Annotated in this window: 16 protein-coding genes; 13 read left to right on the top strand and 3 right to left on the bottom strand. The window is 28.7% G+C overall.

Annotated features, from left to right (window positions below; translation table 11 throughout):
* Positions 1–90: 90 nt before the first annotated feature.
* Entirely contained in the window at positions 91–519 is a 429-nt protein-coding gene (locus ACQ3F0_RS03440) for an N-acetyltransferase (protein WP_428863629.1), read from the bottom strand.
* A 223-nt stretch (positions 520–742) separates the two neighbouring features.
* Here ACQ3F0_RS03440 and ACQ3F0_RS03435 point away from each other — a divergent pair, with 223 nt between their 5' ends.
* From ACQ3F0_RS03435 to ACQ3F0_RS03425, 3 genes are read left to right on the top strand one after another with little or no spacing between them, the layout of a single operon-like run.
* A complete protein-coding gene (locus ACQ3F0_RS03435; protein ID WP_428863628.1) occupies positions 743–1,303 on the top strand; it encodes a hypothetical protein in 561 nt (186 codons plus the stop codon).
* A 19-nt stretch (positions 1,304–1,322) separates the two neighbouring features.
* Positions 1,323–2,234, top strand: coding sequence for a ketopantoate reductase family protein (locus tag ACQ3F0_RS03430; protein WP_428863627.1), 912 nt, complete (start codon positions 1,323–1,325; stop codon positions 2,232–2,234).
* A gap of 17 nt (positions 2,235–2,251) precedes the next feature.
* Positions 2,252–2,971: a 2-phosphosulfolactate phosphatase gene (locus tag ACQ3F0_RS03425; protein WP_428863626.1), complete on the top strand. Its 720-nt coding sequence runs from the start codon at positions 2,252–2,254 to the stop codon at positions 2,969–2,971.
* 73 nt (positions 2,972–3,044) lie between these two features.
* Here ACQ3F0_RS03425 and ACQ3F0_RS03420 read toward each other — a convergent pair whose 3' ends face one another.
* Positions 3,045–4,223, bottom strand: coding sequence for a class I SAM-dependent methyltransferase (locus ACQ3F0_RS03420; RefSeq protein ID WP_428863625.1), 1,179 nt, complete (start codon positions 4,221–4,223; stop codon positions 3,045–3,047).
* 93 nt (positions 4,224–4,316) lie between these two features.
* Positions 4,317–6,071, bottom strand: coding sequence for a phosphoenolpyruvate carboxykinase (locus ACQ3F0_RS03415; protein ID WP_428863624.1), 1,755 nt, complete (start codon positions 6,069–6,071; stop codon positions 4,317–4,319).
* 592 nt (positions 6,072–6,663) lie between these two features.
* Here ACQ3F0_RS03415 and ACQ3F0_RS03410 point away from each other — a divergent pair.
* The 10 genes from ACQ3F0_RS03410 to ACQ3F0_RS03365 all read left to right on the top strand — a co-directional run bounded on the left by ACQ3F0_RS03410 (position 6,664) and on the right by ACQ3F0_RS03365 (position 19,937).
* Positions 6,664–7,428 (top strand): exodeoxyribonuclease III, encoded by a 765-nt coding sequence (locus ACQ3F0_RS03410; protein WP_428863623.1) that lies wholly within the window; start codon positions 6,664–6,666, stop codon positions 7,426–7,428.
* A 240-nt stretch (positions 7,429–7,668) separates the two neighbouring features.
* The gene (locus tag ACQ3F0_RS03405; protein WP_428863622.1) at positions 7,669–10,017 is read left to right on the top strand and encodes a U32 family peptidase; all 2,349 of its coding nucleotides are present in this window, start codon (positions 7,669–7,671) and stop codon (positions 10,015–10,017) included.
* Between the two features lie 24 nt (positions 10,018–10,041).
* Positions 10,042–12,399 carry an endonuclease MutS2 gene (locus tag ACQ3F0_RS03400; RefSeq protein WP_428863621.1) on the top strand — a complete coding sequence of 786 codons (2,358 nt, stop codon included), beginning with the start codon at positions 10,042–10,044 and terminating at the stop codon, positions 12,397–12,399.
* 55 nt (positions 12,400–12,454) lie between these two features.
* Positions 12,455–12,901: a 2-thiouracil desulfurase family protein gene (locus ACQ3F0_RS03395; protein ID WP_428863620.1), complete on the top strand. Its 447-nt coding sequence runs from the start codon at positions 12,455–12,457 to the stop codon at positions 12,899–12,901.
* A 67-nt stretch (positions 12,902–12,968) separates the two neighbouring features.
* Positions 12,969–13,625: a pentapeptide repeat-containing protein gene (locus tag ACQ3F0_RS03390; protein WP_428863619.1), complete on the top strand. Its 657-nt coding sequence runs from the start codon at positions 12,969–12,971 to the stop codon at positions 13,623–13,625.
* 102 nt (positions 13,626–13,727) lie between these two features.
* Positions 13,728–14,363: a 50S ribosomal protein L25 gene (locus ACQ3F0_RS03385; RefSeq protein ID WP_428863618.1), complete on the top strand. Its 636-nt coding sequence runs from the start codon at positions 13,728–13,730 to the stop codon at positions 14,361–14,363.
* Between the two features lie 105 nt (positions 14,364–14,468).
* Complete coding sequence (locus tag ACQ3F0_RS03380; protein WP_428863617.1) at positions 14,469–16,205, top strand: phospho-sugar mutase; 1,737 nt, start codon at positions 14,469–14,471, stop codon at positions 16,203–16,205.
* A gap of 148 nt (positions 16,206–16,353) precedes the next feature.
* Positions 16,354–17,436, top strand: a complete 1,083-nt coding sequence (locus ACQ3F0_RS03375) for a tetratricopeptide repeat protein (RefSeq protein WP_428863616.1) — start codon at positions 16,354–16,356, stop codon at positions 17,434–17,436.
* A 51-nt stretch (positions 17,437–17,487) separates the two neighbouring features.
* On the top strand, positions 17,488–18,588 hold the full coding sequence (locus tag ACQ3F0_RS03370) for a DegT/DnrJ/EryC1/StrS family aminotransferase (RefSeq protein ID WP_428863615.1): 1,101 nt from the start codon (positions 17,488–17,490) through the stop codon (positions 18,586–18,588).
* Positions 18,589–18,623: 35 nt separating this feature from the next.
* A complete protein-coding gene (locus ACQ3F0_RS03365; protein ID WP_428863614.1) occupies positions 18,624–19,937 on the top strand; it encodes a nucleotide sugar dehydrogenase in 1,314 nt (437 codons plus the stop codon).
* Positions 19,938–19,962 lie beyond the last annotated feature (25 nt).

Below are 19,962 nucleotides of genomic sequence, written 5' to 3'. Positions count from 1 at the left end.
AAAATTCATTTTAACTGAATAATACGGTATTTTTAGAAATTATTTGGTTTTCTAATTATTGGGCTTTATATGAAATTGAGTGAATACGGTTTATATTGACCAACTCATAATGAATTCTACTTTATCAGTATCTTCATTTATTTGTTCACTTTCAATAAGAAAACCTGATTTTTTATAAAATCCTACTGATTTTTCATTTTCTTTATATACTGCTAAATTTAATTTGCTATATATATTTTTCGCAAAGTTTATTAATGTTGTTCCTACACCTTGTCCTTGGTATTTAACATCAACAAATACCGCTCCAATAAATGTATCATCAATGATACTAATAAACCCTTTAATTTTTTCCTTATCTATATAAACAAATGTCTTTGACATTGGAATATAGATTTCTTTTACTAAGGAATAATTCGTTAGCCAATAGCTCTCTGGTATAAACTTATGAGCTTTTATTGTAGAGTCTTTCCATATTTCCATTATTTCGTTTGTTTCTTCTATTCTAAATTCTCTAATCATACTTTCCTCCTGATTAACTTATTCAATATTATTATATCGTAATATTTTAAAATTTAGAATATTATCATGTGAAGTAATTTTGTCGAGGTTAGTGGTTTTGTGAAGAAGCTTAGTTTTTGTTGTATTATAAGATGTGTATATATATAATGATTATATATTATATGATTTAAGTTGAATAACTTTTGTGATTTAACTGTAATTATTAAAGAAAGAAGGTGGAAAAATGAAAAAAATTAAAACTAGTATAGTATTAGTAATTCTTTCTGTTTTATTAATAAGTTGTAATAGGAAAGTTCCTGAAAATAATATTTCAAACTCTAATAAAGCTATCCAAAGTGAAACAGAAACTAACCTTAATTTAGATAGTAATGAAAAAGAAATAAAAAAAGCCTTAGTTCAATTTGAGTATGAAGTTTTCTCACAGTCAGATAAAAATAGTGAAAATGATTTACAAGGACAAATCCCTTATACCGATATTTATTTAATAATAAAAGGTGAAATTGATGAAGTACATAAAATTGGAACATATGTCGGAGAAGCGTATTCATTAGAAGAGTTTAAAGATTATAATTTACCTGAAGAAACTGTAAGTGCTTCTTTTTCATACTATGCTGGTTATGGAGAAGTAGTATTTTTAGTAAGGGAAGCTGATAAATTAAAGGTGAAGTCCTTAGTAGTCGAAGAGGGAATTGAATCAGAAAATAGAGTTTATAAAAATCTACTAGAGATTGAAGTGGATGAGGATATTGAAGTTAAGCCTTATTCATTTTGCAATCTCGAATAGTAATCAAGGGGGAATAAAATTGAAAATAAATTCAATTTATGTAGTTGGAGCAGGAGCAATAGGGGCTTCTTATGCAGCTAAGTTATATGATATGAATCCAGAATCAGTTACAATTATAGCTAATGAAAAAAGATGTGAAAAGTATAAAAAAGGAATAAAAGTAAATGGCAAAGAATATTTTTTTCAAACAGTAATACCAGAAAAGGTTAAAGAAAAAGCTGATTTTATTATTGTTGCTGTAAAAAATCATCATTTATCTGAAGCAATGAGAAATATTGAAAAAGCTGTAGGAAAAAATACTATTATAATGTCTTTATTGAATGGTATATCATCCGAAGATATACTTGGAGAAAAGTTCGGCATAGAAAGATTAGTATATTCTATGTGTGTGGGAATTGATGCAGTTAGAATTGAAAATGAAACTAAGTATTCAAATATAGGTAAAATATTTTTTGGAGAGAAAACAAATATAGATTTATCGAATAAAGTACAGGATATAAAAGATATATTTGAAAGAGCTGAAATACCTTATATAATTCCAGAAAATATGATTAAAAAATTATGGTGGAAATTCATGATTAACACTGGGATAAATCAAATATCAGCTGTACTAAGGGTACCTTATGGAGTTTTAAAAAAAGATGAAAATGCAACACAATTATTGGAAAGAACCATGAAAGAAGTTATAGAAATATCTAAATATGAAGGTATCAATTTAAATAATGAGGATTATGAAGAATGGTTAAGAATATTAAATAATTTATCAGATGAAGGAAAAACATCTATGCTTCAAGATGTAGAAGCAGGCAGAAAGACAGAAGTAGAACTTTTTGCAGGTACTATTGTGAAATTGGCTGAAAAACATAATATAAGAACTCCAATGAATGAGATACTTCTAAAGATGATTAGTGTATTGGAAGGGGAAATTTAGTATATGGAGGCAAATTGATGAAAATATCGTTTTATGAAAGTTGGAAAACAGTTGATACCAATATGCTAAAGGGAAAAACTGCTATAGTTATTGATGTCTTGAGAGCTACCTCTACAATAGTAACAGCTCTGAATAATGGTGCGAGATTTATTGTACCTGTTAAGGAAGTTGAAGAAGCTTGGCAATATTATCATAATAATGGAGATAAAGATAGTATTATACTTGGAGGAGAAAGAAAAGCTGTACAAATACAGGGATTTCATTTTGGTAATTCACCTTTATCATATACAAAAGAGAGAGTTAAAGATAAAATAGTAGTACTTACTACTACTAACGGCACAAAAGCAATCGATTCGGCTAAAGATGCAGAGGATTTATACATAGGAACTTTTCTTAATTCTGCAGCATTAATACAAAAGTTACTTTTGAGTGAAAAAGATTTAGCAATTATTTGTTCGGGAACGAATGGAATGTTTTCTTTAGATGACATTATTTGTGGGGGAAAAATAATTTATGAATTATCTAAGAAATATAAGATTGATTGTAATGATATAGGCATGTCTGCAAAAATTTTATATGAAAATTATAAGGATAATTTGCCTGCGCTACTAAAAAATTGTTATCACTATAACTTACTTTTGAACAAGGGCTTTAAGGATGACTTGCAACATTGTTTTAGCAGAGATATTTATGATATAATTCCATATTTTAATGATGGAATTATTAGAATTTTATAAAAAAGTACAGTATGTATATATTAAACAGCAATAAGAGGTATGCTTAAAGCATACACTTATTGTTGTTAAGTATTTATTCCTCTACATATAAATATTTATATAAAGCAGGAGAAACATTTAGGTTTAACATTAATTGCATATATTCATCCATTGCTTCAGGATTTTCGTCGCTTTTTTTGAAGGCTCTTATCATTAAATTTTTTGGAGTTTCTAACGGAGAAATATATTCAACGATAGATACTTCATATCCATTTGCTTCTAATAATAAAGAACGCATTCCATCTGTCAGAATATCGGCCATTCTTGATTTTAATACTCCGTGCTTTAAAATTTTGTCAAAAGGATTGTAGGAATATTGTTTTAACATTTCTTTATGGCAGCATGGAACCGCTACTATTATATCCGCATTTACTTTTACACCTAAAGCTAAAGCCATATCGGTAGCTGTATCACAGGCATGTAAAGACAATACAACATCGATCTTGTTTTTATGTTCAAAATCTTTTATATCCATTGCTATAAATTCCATGTTTCGGTAGCCTAATTTTTGAGCTATTATTTTTGAAGTATTGATTACTTCTTCAGATTTGTCAATACCAATAAAGTTACATTTCCTTTTTTTTACTTCTGTTAAATAATAATTTAAGGCAAAAGATAGATAGGATTTTCCACAGCCACAATCTAGCAGGGCGATTTTTCTGTTTTTGGGTATATTTTCAAATGTTTTATCTAAAAGTTCTACATAGTGATCTATTTGGTTATATTTTCTGATTTTATCATTCTTAATTTTACCATCTTTAGTCATTATATTTATTTCTTTAAGTAATGGAGCAGCTTTTTCTGCATTAATATAGTAGTTTCTATTAAGAAGAGTTGATGTTGTTGAAGGATGTTTTTCATTTGAATCTTTCAAATCATTTTCAGGTGGTTCTTTTGAAGTCATTGTGACATTTTTTTTATTAGCTGAGATTAAAATATAAGTGCCTCTTTCTTTATATGTAAAGCTTAGTTCGTCAAAATTTATTGAATCATTTAGAATTTTATTTAACAATTTGGAGATAGGATACAAATTTGTTGAACCTGAAAAGTTATATGAAATTTGACCTTTATCAAAGACACCTTTACCTAAGAATTTCTTTAAACCATTTTTAAATTCAACATTGATTGATATAAAAACATCATTGTTATCATTGAATCTACTTTCTATTCCCATAAAAAATAATTTTAGTTTATTTATGTTCTGTTTATTCATTGAATTCACCTCAAATCTAATTTATAAAGCAAATAATATTATAGCAAATAAATGAAGAAAGTCAAAAAAGAGCCAGCATATGCTGGCTCTTTGCTAGTTAAAAGATGTTTTGATTGCTTCTAATAATTCTGCAGCGGCCTTTTCAGTTCCGGTTTTTTCTTTACCTTTAATACCTAAACAAGTTTTTAATTGGCCGATTTTAACACCAGATTTAGCTAGTTCATCAAAATAAATATCAATTAATTTGTCTGTTTCTTCTTTTTTCTGCACAGGCCCAAAAGGATTAGCAAAATAAGATTTCACAAGTCCAGTTTCAGTTGTTGTCCCTTTAGTCATTCTAGCTCCATCAGTAAACACTTTTTTTGCTTTATCTATATCTTGGAAGAATTCTAAGTATCCATTTTCTCCGTCCTCGTAGTTATTTGCATATAAGAACATATCAACAGGATAACCTTGCATTATGTCTTTATAAGTTGCAACAGGAATAACAAGACGAGCATTTATTTTGTCTGGATTCATAAAAATACTTCTGTCCATTTCTCTAAATGCATATCCTGAATCTAAATCATCTAATCTTACAAAGGCTCCAATTTCTGTACCAAAACCAAGAGGTTTATCGTTATTATTTAATTTAATTGTACCCATATCATCAAATATAATTGTCATTTCGCTAATATAATCTTCACTAAGACGTCTAAAAGCTTCTAGACTTTCAGACTTACCAGCACCTGAGTCACCCATAATTATAACATTTGCTGAATTACCATTTTTTGTTATAATATTCACCATAGCTCCATGGATTGGTAAAGCACCTTGTTTAATCATAATTAAATTGTGTAAGGTCAATACCATTTTTTTCATATATCCAAAATAGTCAATATCGTCAGAGTAGTTAACGTAACCTAACATAATGTCGTTTTCTTTATCATCATAGAATACTGTTTTTATCTCATCAGAATTATCTTTGCAACCATATACATAAACTATGTCTGGTTTTTTATTTCTATATTCTGAAGGCTTTGCCATTTCAAATAAGTTACAGAGAGTAACTCCGTGAGCCATCAAATCTCTATGAAAGTATATATAAGCTATTAACTCTCCCACTTTTGCAGGATAACAGAACCAATGATCTTCATTTATTTCTAACCCTAATAATGGATTTTCAAATGTTTCTTTGAAAAAACCGTCTCTTGTATTTTTTTTAGGATAGATGATAAAGGGTGGAGTTACTATTATTGATTCAATAAAAGGAATTCCCTTTAAAAATTGATAATTCTCTGGCAACGGCCATTTAGAATTGTTTAAAATTAAACCTGCATTACCACCAGCTGGAAGCTGTCTATATATATTTGAATCTTCTTTTAATGTATTGCTTTCAATTTTTCTGTAAGTTGTTCTTATAAGATTTGTAAAGTCAGCATTTGCATTGATAAAACTAACTTTTTGAAATCCTTTTTTATTTAGTTTATTGTTTTTGATAATAGTATATCTTTCAATCTTTCTCCAAAAGCTATAAAGGCTTTCAACAAAATTTAAGAATTGGTATTTATCTTTAAATAAAGCAGTATACTCATTATTTAATTTTACTATCTCATCAGAATCTAAAACCATAAGTAAGTTGAATACACGTGTAAGTTCTTTTACCAAATCTTCTCTATTTCTCTTCTTAGGAAAAGAATTCTTGAGAAATTTATATATCTTGGAATTTCTCTTTTTACTTGAATTTATATAAGCTTCTAAAACTCTATAAAAACCATAACTGTGAAACAATGTTTCTGAATTGTCGCAGAATTTTGCAGTGAAGTTAATCATTGCGTTACCTTTGCTGAGTGAAAATTCTTTTTTCATTTGAGTACCTCCTTGAAAGAATGTTTTAATAAATATGCAATTATACTAATAATTATAAATTATATCATAGAATAATAGTACATAACAAGCGGGTTTATCTTAGATATAATAAACTAAAGTGAATTGTAAACGGTTAATTATGCAGGTAACTGTTATATTTAGCTTAAATTTATTTTAGTAAAATACTAAAATTGTGCTTAAGTGATGAAGTTTTAGGGTTAATCATATATTAGTATAAAAATCAGAAAATTTCAACAAATTTAATTAAAAGTAGATACCTTTATTATAAAGGAACTCTAGAAAATGTTTAGAACGAAGTAATGTGGTAAAATAAGATAATAAAGGTTACAGAAAGTAGGGATATAATGAAACATATTATCATCACGGGCAGTACTAGAGGGATTGGGTTTGGTTTAGCAAAACTATTTTTAGGTAAAGGTTTAGTTAAAGAATTTCAGTAAGAAAATCATCCTTTGCTGTCAACAGTCATTTATAAATTGCGAAAATATTTCTTCGCAATTTATAAATATTGTGTTATAATTAATAATAAATATTAATGGAAAAACATTACTTGCGAGAAAGAGGGATAAATTTGAAATTTTATTCATGGAATGTTAATGGACTTAGAGCTATAGATAAGAAAGGTTTTTTTGAATGGTTAGAAAATGAACAACCAGATATTTTGGGAATACAAGAAACAAAATTACAAGAAAATCAACTAACGGATAAGATGAAAGAAATTGAAGGTTATTATTCTTATTTTTCTTTTGCCGAAAAGAAGGGATATAGCGGAGTTGCAGTTTATACTAAAATTGAGCCTAAATCAGTTAAGCATGGTATTGGAATTGAAAGGTTTGATAGTGAAGGTAGAATATTAATATTAGAGTATGATGAGTTTACCCTTTTTAATATTTATTTTCCAAATGGACAAATGAGTGAAGAAAGGCTTCAATATAAACTAGATTTCTATGAAGAATTATTCAAGTATTGTGAGGATTTAAGGACGAAAGGAAAAAAACTTGTAATATTTGGCGATTATAATACTGCTCATAATGAAATTGATCTAAAAAATCCTAAACCAAACAGCAAGAGATCAGGTTTCCTCCCTATTGAAAGAAAATGGATGGATAAAATTATTAATAAAGGATACATTGATACTTTTAGATATCTATATCCTGAAGAAATTCAGTATTCGTGGTGGAGTTATAGATTTAAAGCTAGAGAAAAGAATGCTGGATGGAGAATAGATTATCATTTTGTTACTGAAAACTTTAAGGAAAATATTGTTGATGCTAAAATATTAGGTGAAGTTCAAGGATCTGACCATTGCCCGGTAGTACTTGAATGTCAATTTTAAAAATTATATCTATATTAATAGTTTGCATTATTGGACATCTTTCTAAAATGAAAGTATAAATTCCATCCTTTGCTGTAAACTGTAGACTACCAATTATCAACTGTAAAAGGAGCAATAAATAGCGAATATCCATTCGCTATTTATTGCTCCTTTTGTACTTATGAAGTATAATAGTTTTGCTGGAGTTGTTTTATATAAATAAAGTTTCACACTGGATTATATGTAATAAAGGAGATATTTATGAAGAAAATTGAATTATTAGCACCAGCTGGTAGTTTGGAAAGTTTATATGCTGCGGTTTTAAATGGTGCAGATGCTATTTATCTTGGTGGAAAGAAATTTTCAGCAAGAGCCTATGCTTCAAATTTTGATGAAGAAAAACTAAAAGAGGCAGTAGATTACTGCCATATTTATGGTGTAAAAATGTATGTAACAGTTAATACTTTAATAAAAGATAATGAAATAGATGAAGCTATTGAGTTTATTGGATTTTTACATAGTATTAATGTGGACGCAATTATTATTCAGGATACAGGATTAGCATATTTAGTTAGAAATATATATCCTAATCTATCTATACATGCATCAACTCAAATGACTATCCATAATAATGAAGGAGCTCAATTAATAAAAGAAAAGGGCTTTTCAAGAGTAGTGCTATCTAGAGAACTATCAATTAATGAAATAGAAGAAATATCTAATAAGTCAGGAATTGAAACAGAGGTATTTATTCATGGTGCATTATGTATTAGTTATTCTGGACAATGTTTAATGAGTTCAATGATTGGTGGTAGAAGTGGAAATAGAGGAAAATGTGCTCAACCATGTAGACTTCCATATGAATTAATTAACAAAGATACAAAAAAGAGTACTAAAGCATTTATTTTAAGTCCAAAAGATGTTTGTACTATTTCTAATATAAATGAAATAATTAAAACAGGGACGGCTTCTCTTAAAATAGAAGGTAGAATGAAGAGACCAGAATATGTGGCTGGAGTTGTTTCATCCTATAGAAAAGCTATAGATAGCTATTATAATGGTGAAAAGTTTAATGTTGAAAAAGAAATAAATACTCTTAAGCAATTATTTAATAGAGAAGGATTTTCAAAAGCTTTTTTATATGGTAATGAAGGAAAAGAAATGATGGCTTTGAAATATCCTAAGAACACTGGAGTTCTTTTAGGTAAAATAAATGATGATTATACTATAGATCTTAAAGAAGATATATCAGTATCTGATGGAATAAGAATAGATAATAGTGGATTTACAGTATCTAAAATTATAAAAAACGGAAAAGAAGTACAATCTGCTAAAAAGGGTGATTCTGTTTCACTTAAACCTAGTAAGTATAAAAAAAGTAATATTTTATATAAAACATTAGATTCTAGTTTAATGGAAAGACTAAGCGGAACATATAAGGATAAGTATACTAAAAAGATTCCAATAAATATTAGGATAAATTTTAAAATCGGAGAACCAGTACATATATATACCCAAATTGGAGATGAAAATATATCGGTTTTAGGTGAAGAAGTTCAAAGTCCCTTAAAAAGACCACTTGATAAGGAAAGAATTATAAAAAGTTTAAAGAAAACAGGAAACACCCCTTTTATTATAGAAAATGTGCATTTTGAAAGTTATGAAGAAGGATTTTTACCAATTTCAGTCCTTAATAGTATTAGGAGAAAATTAACAGATGAAATTTTTAACTTAAGGTTGAATAGATTTAATAAGGATGTAAAAGTAGCTTCTTTGAATAACAAACATGATATTAATGAAACAAATATTGAAACACAGAGGAGAAAAATATTTGTAACGGTAATTAAAAATTATCAGTTAGAGACAGCATTAAAATTAGGCTATAAAAACATTATTATTGATTATTTTATGAGAGAATGTGATATTGAACTAAAGAATCTTCAAGATTGTAATGCATATATAAGAATACCTTCAATAGTAAAAGAAGAATTTAATTATATATGTAAAGAAATTGACAATAATTTGCATAAGATAGTTGGCATAGTTACTTCTAATTCAGGAATAATTAGAAAGTATCATAGAAAAACTGAGGTTCTAGGTGACTATAAAATAAATGTATTTAATAAGAATTCTTTGAGTTTTTACAATGATTATTTAGATGGAGTCTTCTTAAGTGTAGAGTTAAATAAAAAAGAATTGATAGAATTAGCTAAAGATGCATATATCCCGGTAGGCACTATTATTTACGGAAAAACTGAGCTTATGATTACTGAATATTGTCCAGTAGGAAGTTGTTTTGGAAAAAAGAAAAGAAGCATTTGCAATAAACCCTGTGAAGGCGGAGAATTTACTTTAAAAGATAGATTGGGAATGGAATCTGATATTATATTAGATAAGTTTTGTAGAAGTCATCTATTGAATTCAAAAAAGATCAACTTAATATCTAATATGGCAGAAATAAAAAAAATAAATGTACCTTATTATAGATTAGATTTTACTAATGAAAATAATGAAGACACATTAAAAGTTTTAGAGGCTTGTAAAAATGGTAAGTGGGAAGAAGAATTTAATGATTTTACCAGAGGCCATTTTAAAAGAGGCGTTGAATAAATTATTATTATAGAAGGTGATTAAATGAACGAAAGAGCACTACGTGTATTAGAATTTGAAAAAATTAAGGAATTAATTAAGAATTATGCTGTATCAAAGGCAGGAAAAGATAAAATAGATAGTTTAAAGCCTTATGATAATCCTTACTTAGTTAAGGAACATTTGTTAGAAACAGATGAAGCCTTTAAAATTTTATTTAAGAAAGGTTCACCTCCATTTAGTGGACTATATGATGTAAGAGAAACAATAGTAAAGGCTTCAAAAGGATTTACATTATTGCCAGGTGAATTGTTGAGGTGTGCTAATTTATTAAGATGCTCAAGAAGTATTAAAAAATTCATTTCTCAAAAAGATGAAGATGAAAGTTATAGAATACTAGAGAATCTAACGATGGGAATAGTTGACATAAAGCATCTAGAGGATGAAATTTTTAATGCTATTATTGGAGAAACTGAAATCTCCGATAGAGCTAGTAAAGGACTATATGATATAAGAAGGAATATCAAAGAGAAAACTTCATCTATTAAAAGTAAGGTTAATTCATTAATTAGAACATACTCTCAATATTTACAAGAAGATATTTTTACTGTTAGAGGAGATAGATATGTATTACCTGTGAAAATTGAGTATAAAGGACAGGTACAAGGGCTTGTACACGATCAGAGTTCTTCTGGAGCTACTTTATTTATAGAACCAATTAGTCTTGTGAATTTAAATAATGAAATCAGAGAGTTAAAGTTAAAAGAAAAAGCTGAAATTGAGAGAATTTTGAGTATACTCTCTTCTAAAATTTACGATAATGTTACTTTAATTAAAAGTAACTCTGAGATTGTCTGGGAAATAGATTTTATATTTGCTAAAGGAAAATATGCTTATGCTATTAATGGAATTTTACCCAAATTAAACGAGGATGGGCATTTTAATATTATTAGTGCTAGACATCCGCTTATAAATCCAAAAGAAGTAGTTACAAATGATATTTATATGGAAAAGGACATTAATGCAGTTATCATTACTGGACCCAATACAGGAGGTAAGACTGTAACACTAAAAACAGTTGGATTATTGCATCTTATGGCTCTAAGTGGGGTTATGATTCCGGCTTCAGATCAATCTTCAGTATCATTTTATAAAGAAATATTTGCAGATATAGGGGATGAACAGAGTATAGAACAAAGTTTATCTACATTTTCATCTCATATGACAAATATAGTTCATATTATAGATAAAGCTGACGAAAATTCATTACTTCTTTTTGATGAATTGGGAGCAGGTACAGATCCTACTGAAGGGGCAGCTTTAGCTGTTTCTATATTGGAGAATCTAAAAAAACGAAGTTCTAAAATATTTGCAACCACACATTACAGTGAGTTGAAAGCATATGCCATAAAAGCTGATAAAGTTGTGAATGCATCAGTTGAATTTGATGTTGAATCTCTAAGACCTACTTATAAACTGTTGATTGGAGTTCCTGGAAAGTCAAATGCTTTTGAAATTTCTAAGAGACTTGGATTACCTGATTACATTATTAATGAAGCTAGAAAAGGTATTTCCGAGGAAACTTTAAAATTCGAAGACTTGATTCAGAACTTACAATACCAGAATATAAAAGCGCAGAAGGATGCTATAGTTGCTGAAGGCGCAAAATCAGAAGCTATGAAGATAAAAACAAAATACGAGGAAAAACTGAATACTCTTCAAAACGTTAGAGAAAGAGAAACTATAAAAGCGAAGCAAGAGGCTAAAAATATAATTAAAGAAGCAAAAGAAGAAGCAGATAAGATTCTAAAAGAAATAAGAAAACTTGAGAGAATGGGTTATTCGAATGATGTAAGGCAAAAACTAGAAGAAGAAAGATTGAAATTAAAGAATAAGTTAGAGAATACAGAGAATTCTTTGGTGCAAAAAGTAAGTAAAGAAGAAATGTTAGACAAAGTTAAAGAAGGTGAAGAAGCCTACTTACCTAAGTTTAATACTAATGTTGTAATTCTCTCAAAACCCGATAATAAAGGAGAATTACAAGTTCAAGCGGGGATAATGAAAGTAACTGTAAATATTAAAGATTTGAGAAGAAGTAAATCTAATAAAAAAGAAAAGAAAGTAATAGCTAAAAGAGAAGCAAAGCTTAATTTAAGTAAAGTGTCTTCTTCTATAGATTTAAGAGGAATGGATTCACAAGAAGCAGTTTATCAAGTGGATAAGTATCTTGATGAAGCTTATCTAGCTGGTCTTGCTGAAGTTACCATAATTCATGGAAAAGGAACTGGAGTTTTGAAAAAAGCAGTGAAAACTTTATTGCGTAAGCATATACATGTAAAAAGTCATAGGCCTGGAGCTTTTGGTGAAGGCGGAGATGGTGTGTCTATGGTACTATTGAAATAAACTATAAAGTGCGCAGTATAATGCGTACTTTATAAATTTTTTGGAGGTAATAAAAATGTATGTAATAAGTGCCTGCCTTTGTGGAGTTAATTGTAAGTATAGTGGTGGAAATAATTTTAATGAAAAAATATTTGAAATATTTCAAAATGGGGAAGGAATTCTTATCTGCCCTGAACAAATAGGAGGCTTACCTACTCCAAGAATACCTTGTGAAATTGTTGGTGGGAAAGCTGAAAATGTTTTTGAAGGCAATGCGGAAGTGATTTCAAAAGATGGTAATCAATGTACAAAAGAATTTATTAAAGGGGCTAAAGAATCTTTGAATATTGCAAAAGCAGTAGGTGCTAAAAAAGCAATTCTTAAATCTAATAGCCCGTCATGTGGTAGTGGAAGTGTTTACAATGGACAATTTAATGGTAATTTAATAAAAGGCGATGGAGTAACGGCATATTTGTTTAAAAGCAATGGGATTGCTGTTGAAACAGAAGAAGAGTATAAATAAAGTTCTAAGTATTAAAATTCAAATTGATAAAGCAGCAAAATTTAAGTTAAAATTGGAGGATAGTTTAATGAAAGATAAAAAATCAAATTATAAAATATTATTGCCTAGAATACCAAAGGAATTAGAGGTACTTCAGTTTTTTAATAAGAAAATAGAAAATGAGGATTTATTTTGCGAAGGAATTATCTGTGACTGTTCTATTCAAAACAAAACTGCAGAGCGAATAGAATTTAAACAAGTACTTTTTAAAAATGTTATTTTTAAAGAAGTATCATTTCAATTTATTGATTTAACGGATGTTAGGTTTGAAAACTGTGATTTATCCAATGTAGATTTTTTTGGAGCAATTATCCATAGAGTAGAGTTGGTTAATTGTAAGATTTTGGGGAGTAATTTCAGTGATGCAACTCTACATAACGTATCATTTGAAAATTGCAATGGTCGTTATGCTTCTTTTTCAGGTTCTCATTTTAAGCAGGTGAAATTTAAGAGTTGCTCATTGATTAATGCTAATTTCCAGGAAAATAAATTTGAGAAAGTTAGGTTTTTCAATTCTAATTTAAATCAAGCTGAAATGGCAGGAACAAAACTAAATGGAATTGATTTAAGTAATTGTGAAATAGAAGGAGTAAAAATAAGAGTAGAGGACTTGAAGGGGGTTATTGTTTCTCCAGTACAAGCAGTTTCACTTTCAAAACTTTTAGGTCTTGTTATTAAAGAATAATTTGAAATTATTCTGCTTTTTAGATTTTCTAAGGGCTTATATATTTTTTATGTATATTTTCTTTACTTTTGTCAATAATAACAGAAGTAAAGGAGGATTAATATGGAAAAGATTAAATGCGAAATTAGAAACAAAAATGCTCATAATAGTGCGAAAAGAGTTAGGAAAGATGGAAAGGTGCCTGGTGTAATATATGGTCATGGATCAGATAGTACTTTGATTTCTGTAGATAAGAATGAATTAAATAAAGAAATTTTAAAAGAAGGAGATCATGCATTATTAGATGTAGAAATCAATAATGAAAATCATACTGCTTTTATTAAGGAAGTACAAAGAGATGTTATAAATCGTGAATTATTACATATAGATTTTCAAGAAGTTAACAAAAACGAAAGAATTACAACTGAAATTCCTATTTCAATAACGGGAGAAGGGGCTTTAATCAGTAAGGGTGGAATACTTCAAAGAGAAAGAGATACTGTTAAAGTAAAATGCAATGTTGATAATATACCAAAAACATTAAATGTTGATGTAGCTTCTTTAAATGTAGGGGATGTATTTAGAGTTGCTGACCTTGAAGTAGCAGAAGAAATAACTTTTGGATTAGAAATGGATTCAATAATCTTGGCTGTAAATTATGTAAGTAACAAGATTGAAGAGGAAGTAGAAGATAAAGATGATATGATTAGGAGCATAGTAAAAGACGAAGAAAGAATTAGAAAAGAAGAAATGGCTTAATATTAGTCATTTCTTTTAACTTTGTAGATTCTACAAAAAACATTGTATTTAATTACCAATTTATAGTATAATATCTCTATAGAATTTCTATTGAGGAGGTAAATCATGACTTATAAACAAAAATATCAAGAATGGCTGAATTCAACTTTAATTGATGAGTCAACAAAATCAGAGTTAAAAAATATTAAAGATGATAAAGAGATTGAAGATAGGTTTTATAAAGATTTAGAGTTTGGAACAGGGGGACTTAGAGGTGTTATAGGTGCTGGTTCAAATAGAATGAACGTATACACAGTTGGAAAAGCTACTCAGGGATTGGCAAATTATCTTCTAAAAAAATATAGTGGAGAAAATATTTCTGTTAGTATTGCTTGCGATTCAAGGAATATGTCAGAAGAATTCGCTGAATCTGCTGCAAAAACTTTATGTGCCAATGGGATTAAGGTTAATTTGTTTGAAAGTTTGAGACCTACACCTGAACTATCTTATACTGTTAGAGAATTAGGTTCTAAAGCGGGAATTGTAGTTACGGCATCACATAATCCAAAGCAATATAATGGATATAAGGTGTATGGAGCTGATGGTGGACAAGTAACTGATGGAGACGCAAAAGAAATTATTGGATTTGTTAATGATATTTCTGATTTTGATGAAATTAAGAGTATTGATAAAGAAGAAGCCATTACTCAAAACTTATTAAACATAATTGGTGAAGAAGTTGACAAATCTTACCTTGATAGAGTAAAATCTCTTACCATTAGAGCGGATTTAGTTGCTAAATATGCAAAAGACTTAAAAATCATTTATACACCAATTCATGGTTCTGGGAATATTCCTATAAGAAGAGTTCTAAAAGAACTTGGTTATGAAAATGTTTCTGTAGTTAAAGAACAAGAAAAACCGGATGGAAATTTTCCTACAGCATCATATCCAAATCCAGAAGAGCCACAAGTTTTTGACATAGCATTAGAAATGGCAGAAGAAATAAAACCGGATATTATTTTCGGAACAGATCCTGATTGTGATAGAATTGGAGCTGTTGTATTAGATAATAAAGGAGAACATAAGGTTTTAACTGGTAATCAAATGGGAGCATTATTAACTAATTATATAATGACTTCATTAAATGAATTGAATAAAATGCCTAAAAAACCTGCAATTATCAAAACTATTGTTACAACTGAAATAGTTTCAAAAATTACTGAAAAGTATAATGCAGAATTGATAAATGTTCTTACAGGATTTAAGTATATAGGTGAAAAAATTAAGCAATTTGAAGAAAATAAAGACAAAACATTTTTATTTGGTTTTGAAGAGAGTTATGGATATTTATCAGGGGATTTTGTTAGAGATAAAGATGCAGTAATAGCTGCAGTGCTAATTTGTGAAATGACTCTCTATTATAAATCTATTGGATTAAGTCTGTATGATGCATTAATAAACATGTATGAAGAATTTGGTTATTATAAAGAAAGTTTAGTTTCAATCAGTTTAGAAGGTAAAGAAGGTCAAGAAAAAATTGAAAACGCATTGCAGTGTCTTAGACATTCTATGAATCCTACTATTGATGATGTTAGTATATTAAAGAAAATTGATTATAAACTTTCTCTAGAAAAAGATTTAGAAAAAATGACAGAAAGTATAATTGATCTTCCAAAGTCTAATGTATTGAAGTTTATATTAAGTGATGGTTCTTGGTTTGTTGTAAGACCATCTGGGACAGAACCTAAAATGAAGATATACTTATCCGTTGTTGGGAAGAATCTTAAAGATGCGGAATTAAGAATAGATGAATTTAGGGATAATGTTATGGAAATAATTAATGAAGCGATCAATCAGTAGAATAAATTAATTTATAGCCGCAGAGTCTGCGGCTATAAATTTTTTGTAAAATCTTTATGAACTAAGAGACAATTGAAAGTTTATCTATTATAATTATAAAGACTTATAAAGCAATATAAGATAAAAGTAGTATACTTTAGGAGGAAAAATGAACATAAAAGCTAAATTAAAAGAAAAACTGTCTAGTATGTTATTTATAACTTTAGATAATCAGCGAATAAAAGTTCTGTTTAATACTGAAGTGGATGAGAATATTTACATGCCTATAGGAACAGAATCTTTAGTTGAAGATATAAAAAATGGCAAGGGAAATGAAAATATATCATTAGGAATTTTTATTGAAGGAATGTTTAGTGTTCTCGGTATAGATGATGAATTTAAACACAATAATGATTATATAAAGTTAATTAAGAGTAGACCAGAATCAATAAAGTATATTAAAGGTAAGATTGCCCAAAATGTTAAAGAGAATAACTTAGAAGAAGCATACATTTTATTAAATGGATTAATAAAGATAGAAGGTAATTTAGAAAATTATAATAAATTACTTACAATATTGGATTCACTAAGAGTTGAAGATAAAGCATATAATGATGAGATGAAGAGAGTTATCAATATTTCTAAAAATTTCAAAGATTATCCAGAGCCATATTTATTAGAAGCTCAAATTTATAGAGAAGAAAAAAAGTATGAAGCTTCACTTTTCTCTATAAGTCAATATTTATCATTAGGAGGAGAAGAAACAAAAGAAATTACTGATATTAAGGCTTCATTGAAAAGAATTGTTGAATATGAAGAAGGAAAACAATTAATTTATGATACGCCAAAACAAGGTTTGGCAAAGTTATTAGGACTATTAGATGAAATGGGAGATAATCCTAGTATATATTATTATATAGCAGTTGCATATAGAAATTTGGAGAATTATGAGAAAGCTATTTATTATTTAAATGAAAGTTTGAATATTGATAATTCTTTTCCAGAAGTTTTCAACGAATTAGGTATTAACTATGCTGCTTTGAAAGATTATAATAATGCAATATCTTATTTAAGAAAAGCATTTGAAGTTACAGGTTCTATAGAAATTTGTACGAATTTAATTATGTGTTATTTAAATAATGGCGATTTGAAAAATGCAAAAACACATAAAGAAATTGCAAAAAAATTAGATCCAAATGATGAGGTTTTATTAGAAATAGAAAGTTATTTAGAAAAGTTAAAGAATAATTAAATTAAAAAAAGTAATGAAGTTTAGTGTATTAAAAGAGGGATGAGGATAATTATGAAAGTTAATTTGCTAGATTTGAAAGCTCAATATAAGGGAATAGAAAAAGAAATAGATATTGCTATAAAGTCAGTATTAGAATCCGCACATTTTATTATGGGTCCAAATGTAAAAGCATTTGAAAATGAAGTGGCTGATTTTACAGGAGTTAAACATGGAATTGCTGTTGCTAATGGTACTGATGCACTTATGCTAGTGTTAAAAGCATATGGTATTGGGGAGGGAGATGAAGTAATAACTACTCCATTTACTTTTTTTGCATCAGCTGAGACAACTTCAGTAGTTGGTGCTACTCCAGTTTTTGCAGATATAGATAAAAACACATTTTGTATAGATGCGGATAAAATTGAAGAAAAAATCACAAAAAAGACTAAAGCAATTATACCAGTACATTTGTTTGGTCAAATGTGTGATATGGATAGAATAATGGAAATAGCAGAGAAGCACAATCTTATTGTTATAGAGGATGCTTGCCAAGCTATTGGTGCAGAATATAAAGGAAAAAAAGCAGGAGCTATAGGTCACGCTGCATGTTATTCATTTTTCCCAACAAAAAATTTGGGGGGATATGGAGACGGTGGAATGATAGTTACTAATAATGATGAGCTTTGCGAGAAACTTAAAACGTTAAGGGTTCATGGAAGTTCAGAGAAATACGTGCATAGCATGATTGGTCACAATAGCAGGTTAGATGAGATACAAGCTGCTGTCCTTAGAGTAAAATTAAAATATATAGATAAGTGGAATAACCAAAGAAGAGAAAAAGCTTCAATATATAATGATTTATTGGACGCGTTAGATTTGAAAATTCCTTTTGAAGATGAAAAATGTAAACATGTATATCACTTATATTCAATTCAGCATAAAGATAGAGATAAGATAACTTCATATCTAAAAGAAAATGGAGTTGCTTCAGGGTCTTATTATCCAGTGCCTGTACATCTTCAGAGAGTATACGAGTCGTTGAATTATACAAAGGGTGATTTGCCAGTATCAGAAGATGCTTGCACAAAAACTTTTGCATTGCCACTTTATCCTGAAATTACATTGGAACAACAAAAATATGTAGCTAAAGTTTTGAAAAACTATTTCAAATAATTTACATGGCTGAAGTGGATATTAGGGGGAGAATTATGAATAATAAAGATTTACTAATAAATAAGATTAAGAACAAAAAGGCAATTTTAGGGGTAGTAGGACTTGGTTATGTAGGGTTACCTCTTGCTGTTGAAAAAGCGAAAGCTGGTTATACAGTAATAGGTTTTGATGTACAAGAACAAAAAGTGAAAATGGTAAATGAAGGACATAACTATATTGGGGATGTTATCGATGAAGACCTAAAAGAATTGGTTGAAGCAGGATTACTAAAAGCCACAACAGATTTTTCTTTTGTAAAAGATGTAGATGCTGTTGCTATAGCTGTACCAACTCCTTTAGATAAATTCAAACAACCTGATGTATCATACGTTATTGCTTCTACTAGAGCTGTAGCAGAGTTTTTACATCCCGGAATGATTATAGTTTTAGAAAGCACTACTTATCCTGGTACAACTGAAGAAATAATAAAGCCAATTTTAGAAGAAACTGGTTTAAAATGTGGGAAAGATTTCTTTATAGCATTTTCTCCTGAGAGAGTAGATCCAGGAAATAAAGAATTTAAAACTAAAAATACTCCCAAAGTTGTAGGTGGGTGCACTGAAGCATGTACAGAAATTGCTGCTGAATTATATAAAAATGTTTTAGAGGGAGAAATTCATACAGTTTCATCTCCAGCAGTTGCTGAGATGGAAAAAATTCTAGAAAATACTTTTAGACATATAAATATTGGTCTTGTGAATGAAATGGCGATATTATGTAGTAAAATGGGGATTGATGTATGGGAAGTTATAGATGCTGCGAAGACTAAACCATACGGATATATGGCTTTTTATCCTGGCCCGGGATTAGGCGGTCACTGCATTCCTTTGGATCCATTTTATTTAACTTATAAAGCAAGAGAATATAATTATCATACTAGATTGATTGAGACAGCAGGAGAAATAAATGATTTCATGCCAGAATTTGTAATAGATAATGTAATAAAGCTTTTAAATAGCCACAAAAAGGCTTTGAACGGATCTAAAGTATTATTGATGGGAGTAGCTTATAAAAAAGATATTGATGACATGAGAGAATCGCCATCTTTGAAAATATTAGAGTTGTTAGAAAAATATGGAGCTGAAGTTATATATAATGATCCATTCGTTGAAGAATTTAAAGTAGGTAATACTAAATATAAATCAATGGAATGGGAAAGTTTTATAGATGATGCTGATATAGTAATTATAGCAACAGATCATAGCTGCTATGATTATCAAACTATAGTAAAAAGAGCTAAAATATTATTTGATACAAGAAATGCAACAAAAGAAGTAAAAAACTATAGAGAAAAAATTGTGAAATTATAATAATTTTTAGAAAGTTATTTTTGTT

This window comes from Clostridium sediminicola (assembly GCF_050402865.1).
Lineage (GTDB): Bacteria > Bacillota > Clostridia > Clostridiales > Clostridiaceae > Clostridium_AF > Clostridium_AF sediminicola.
This window is presented reverse-complemented; position numbering and strand designations above follow the sequence as displayed.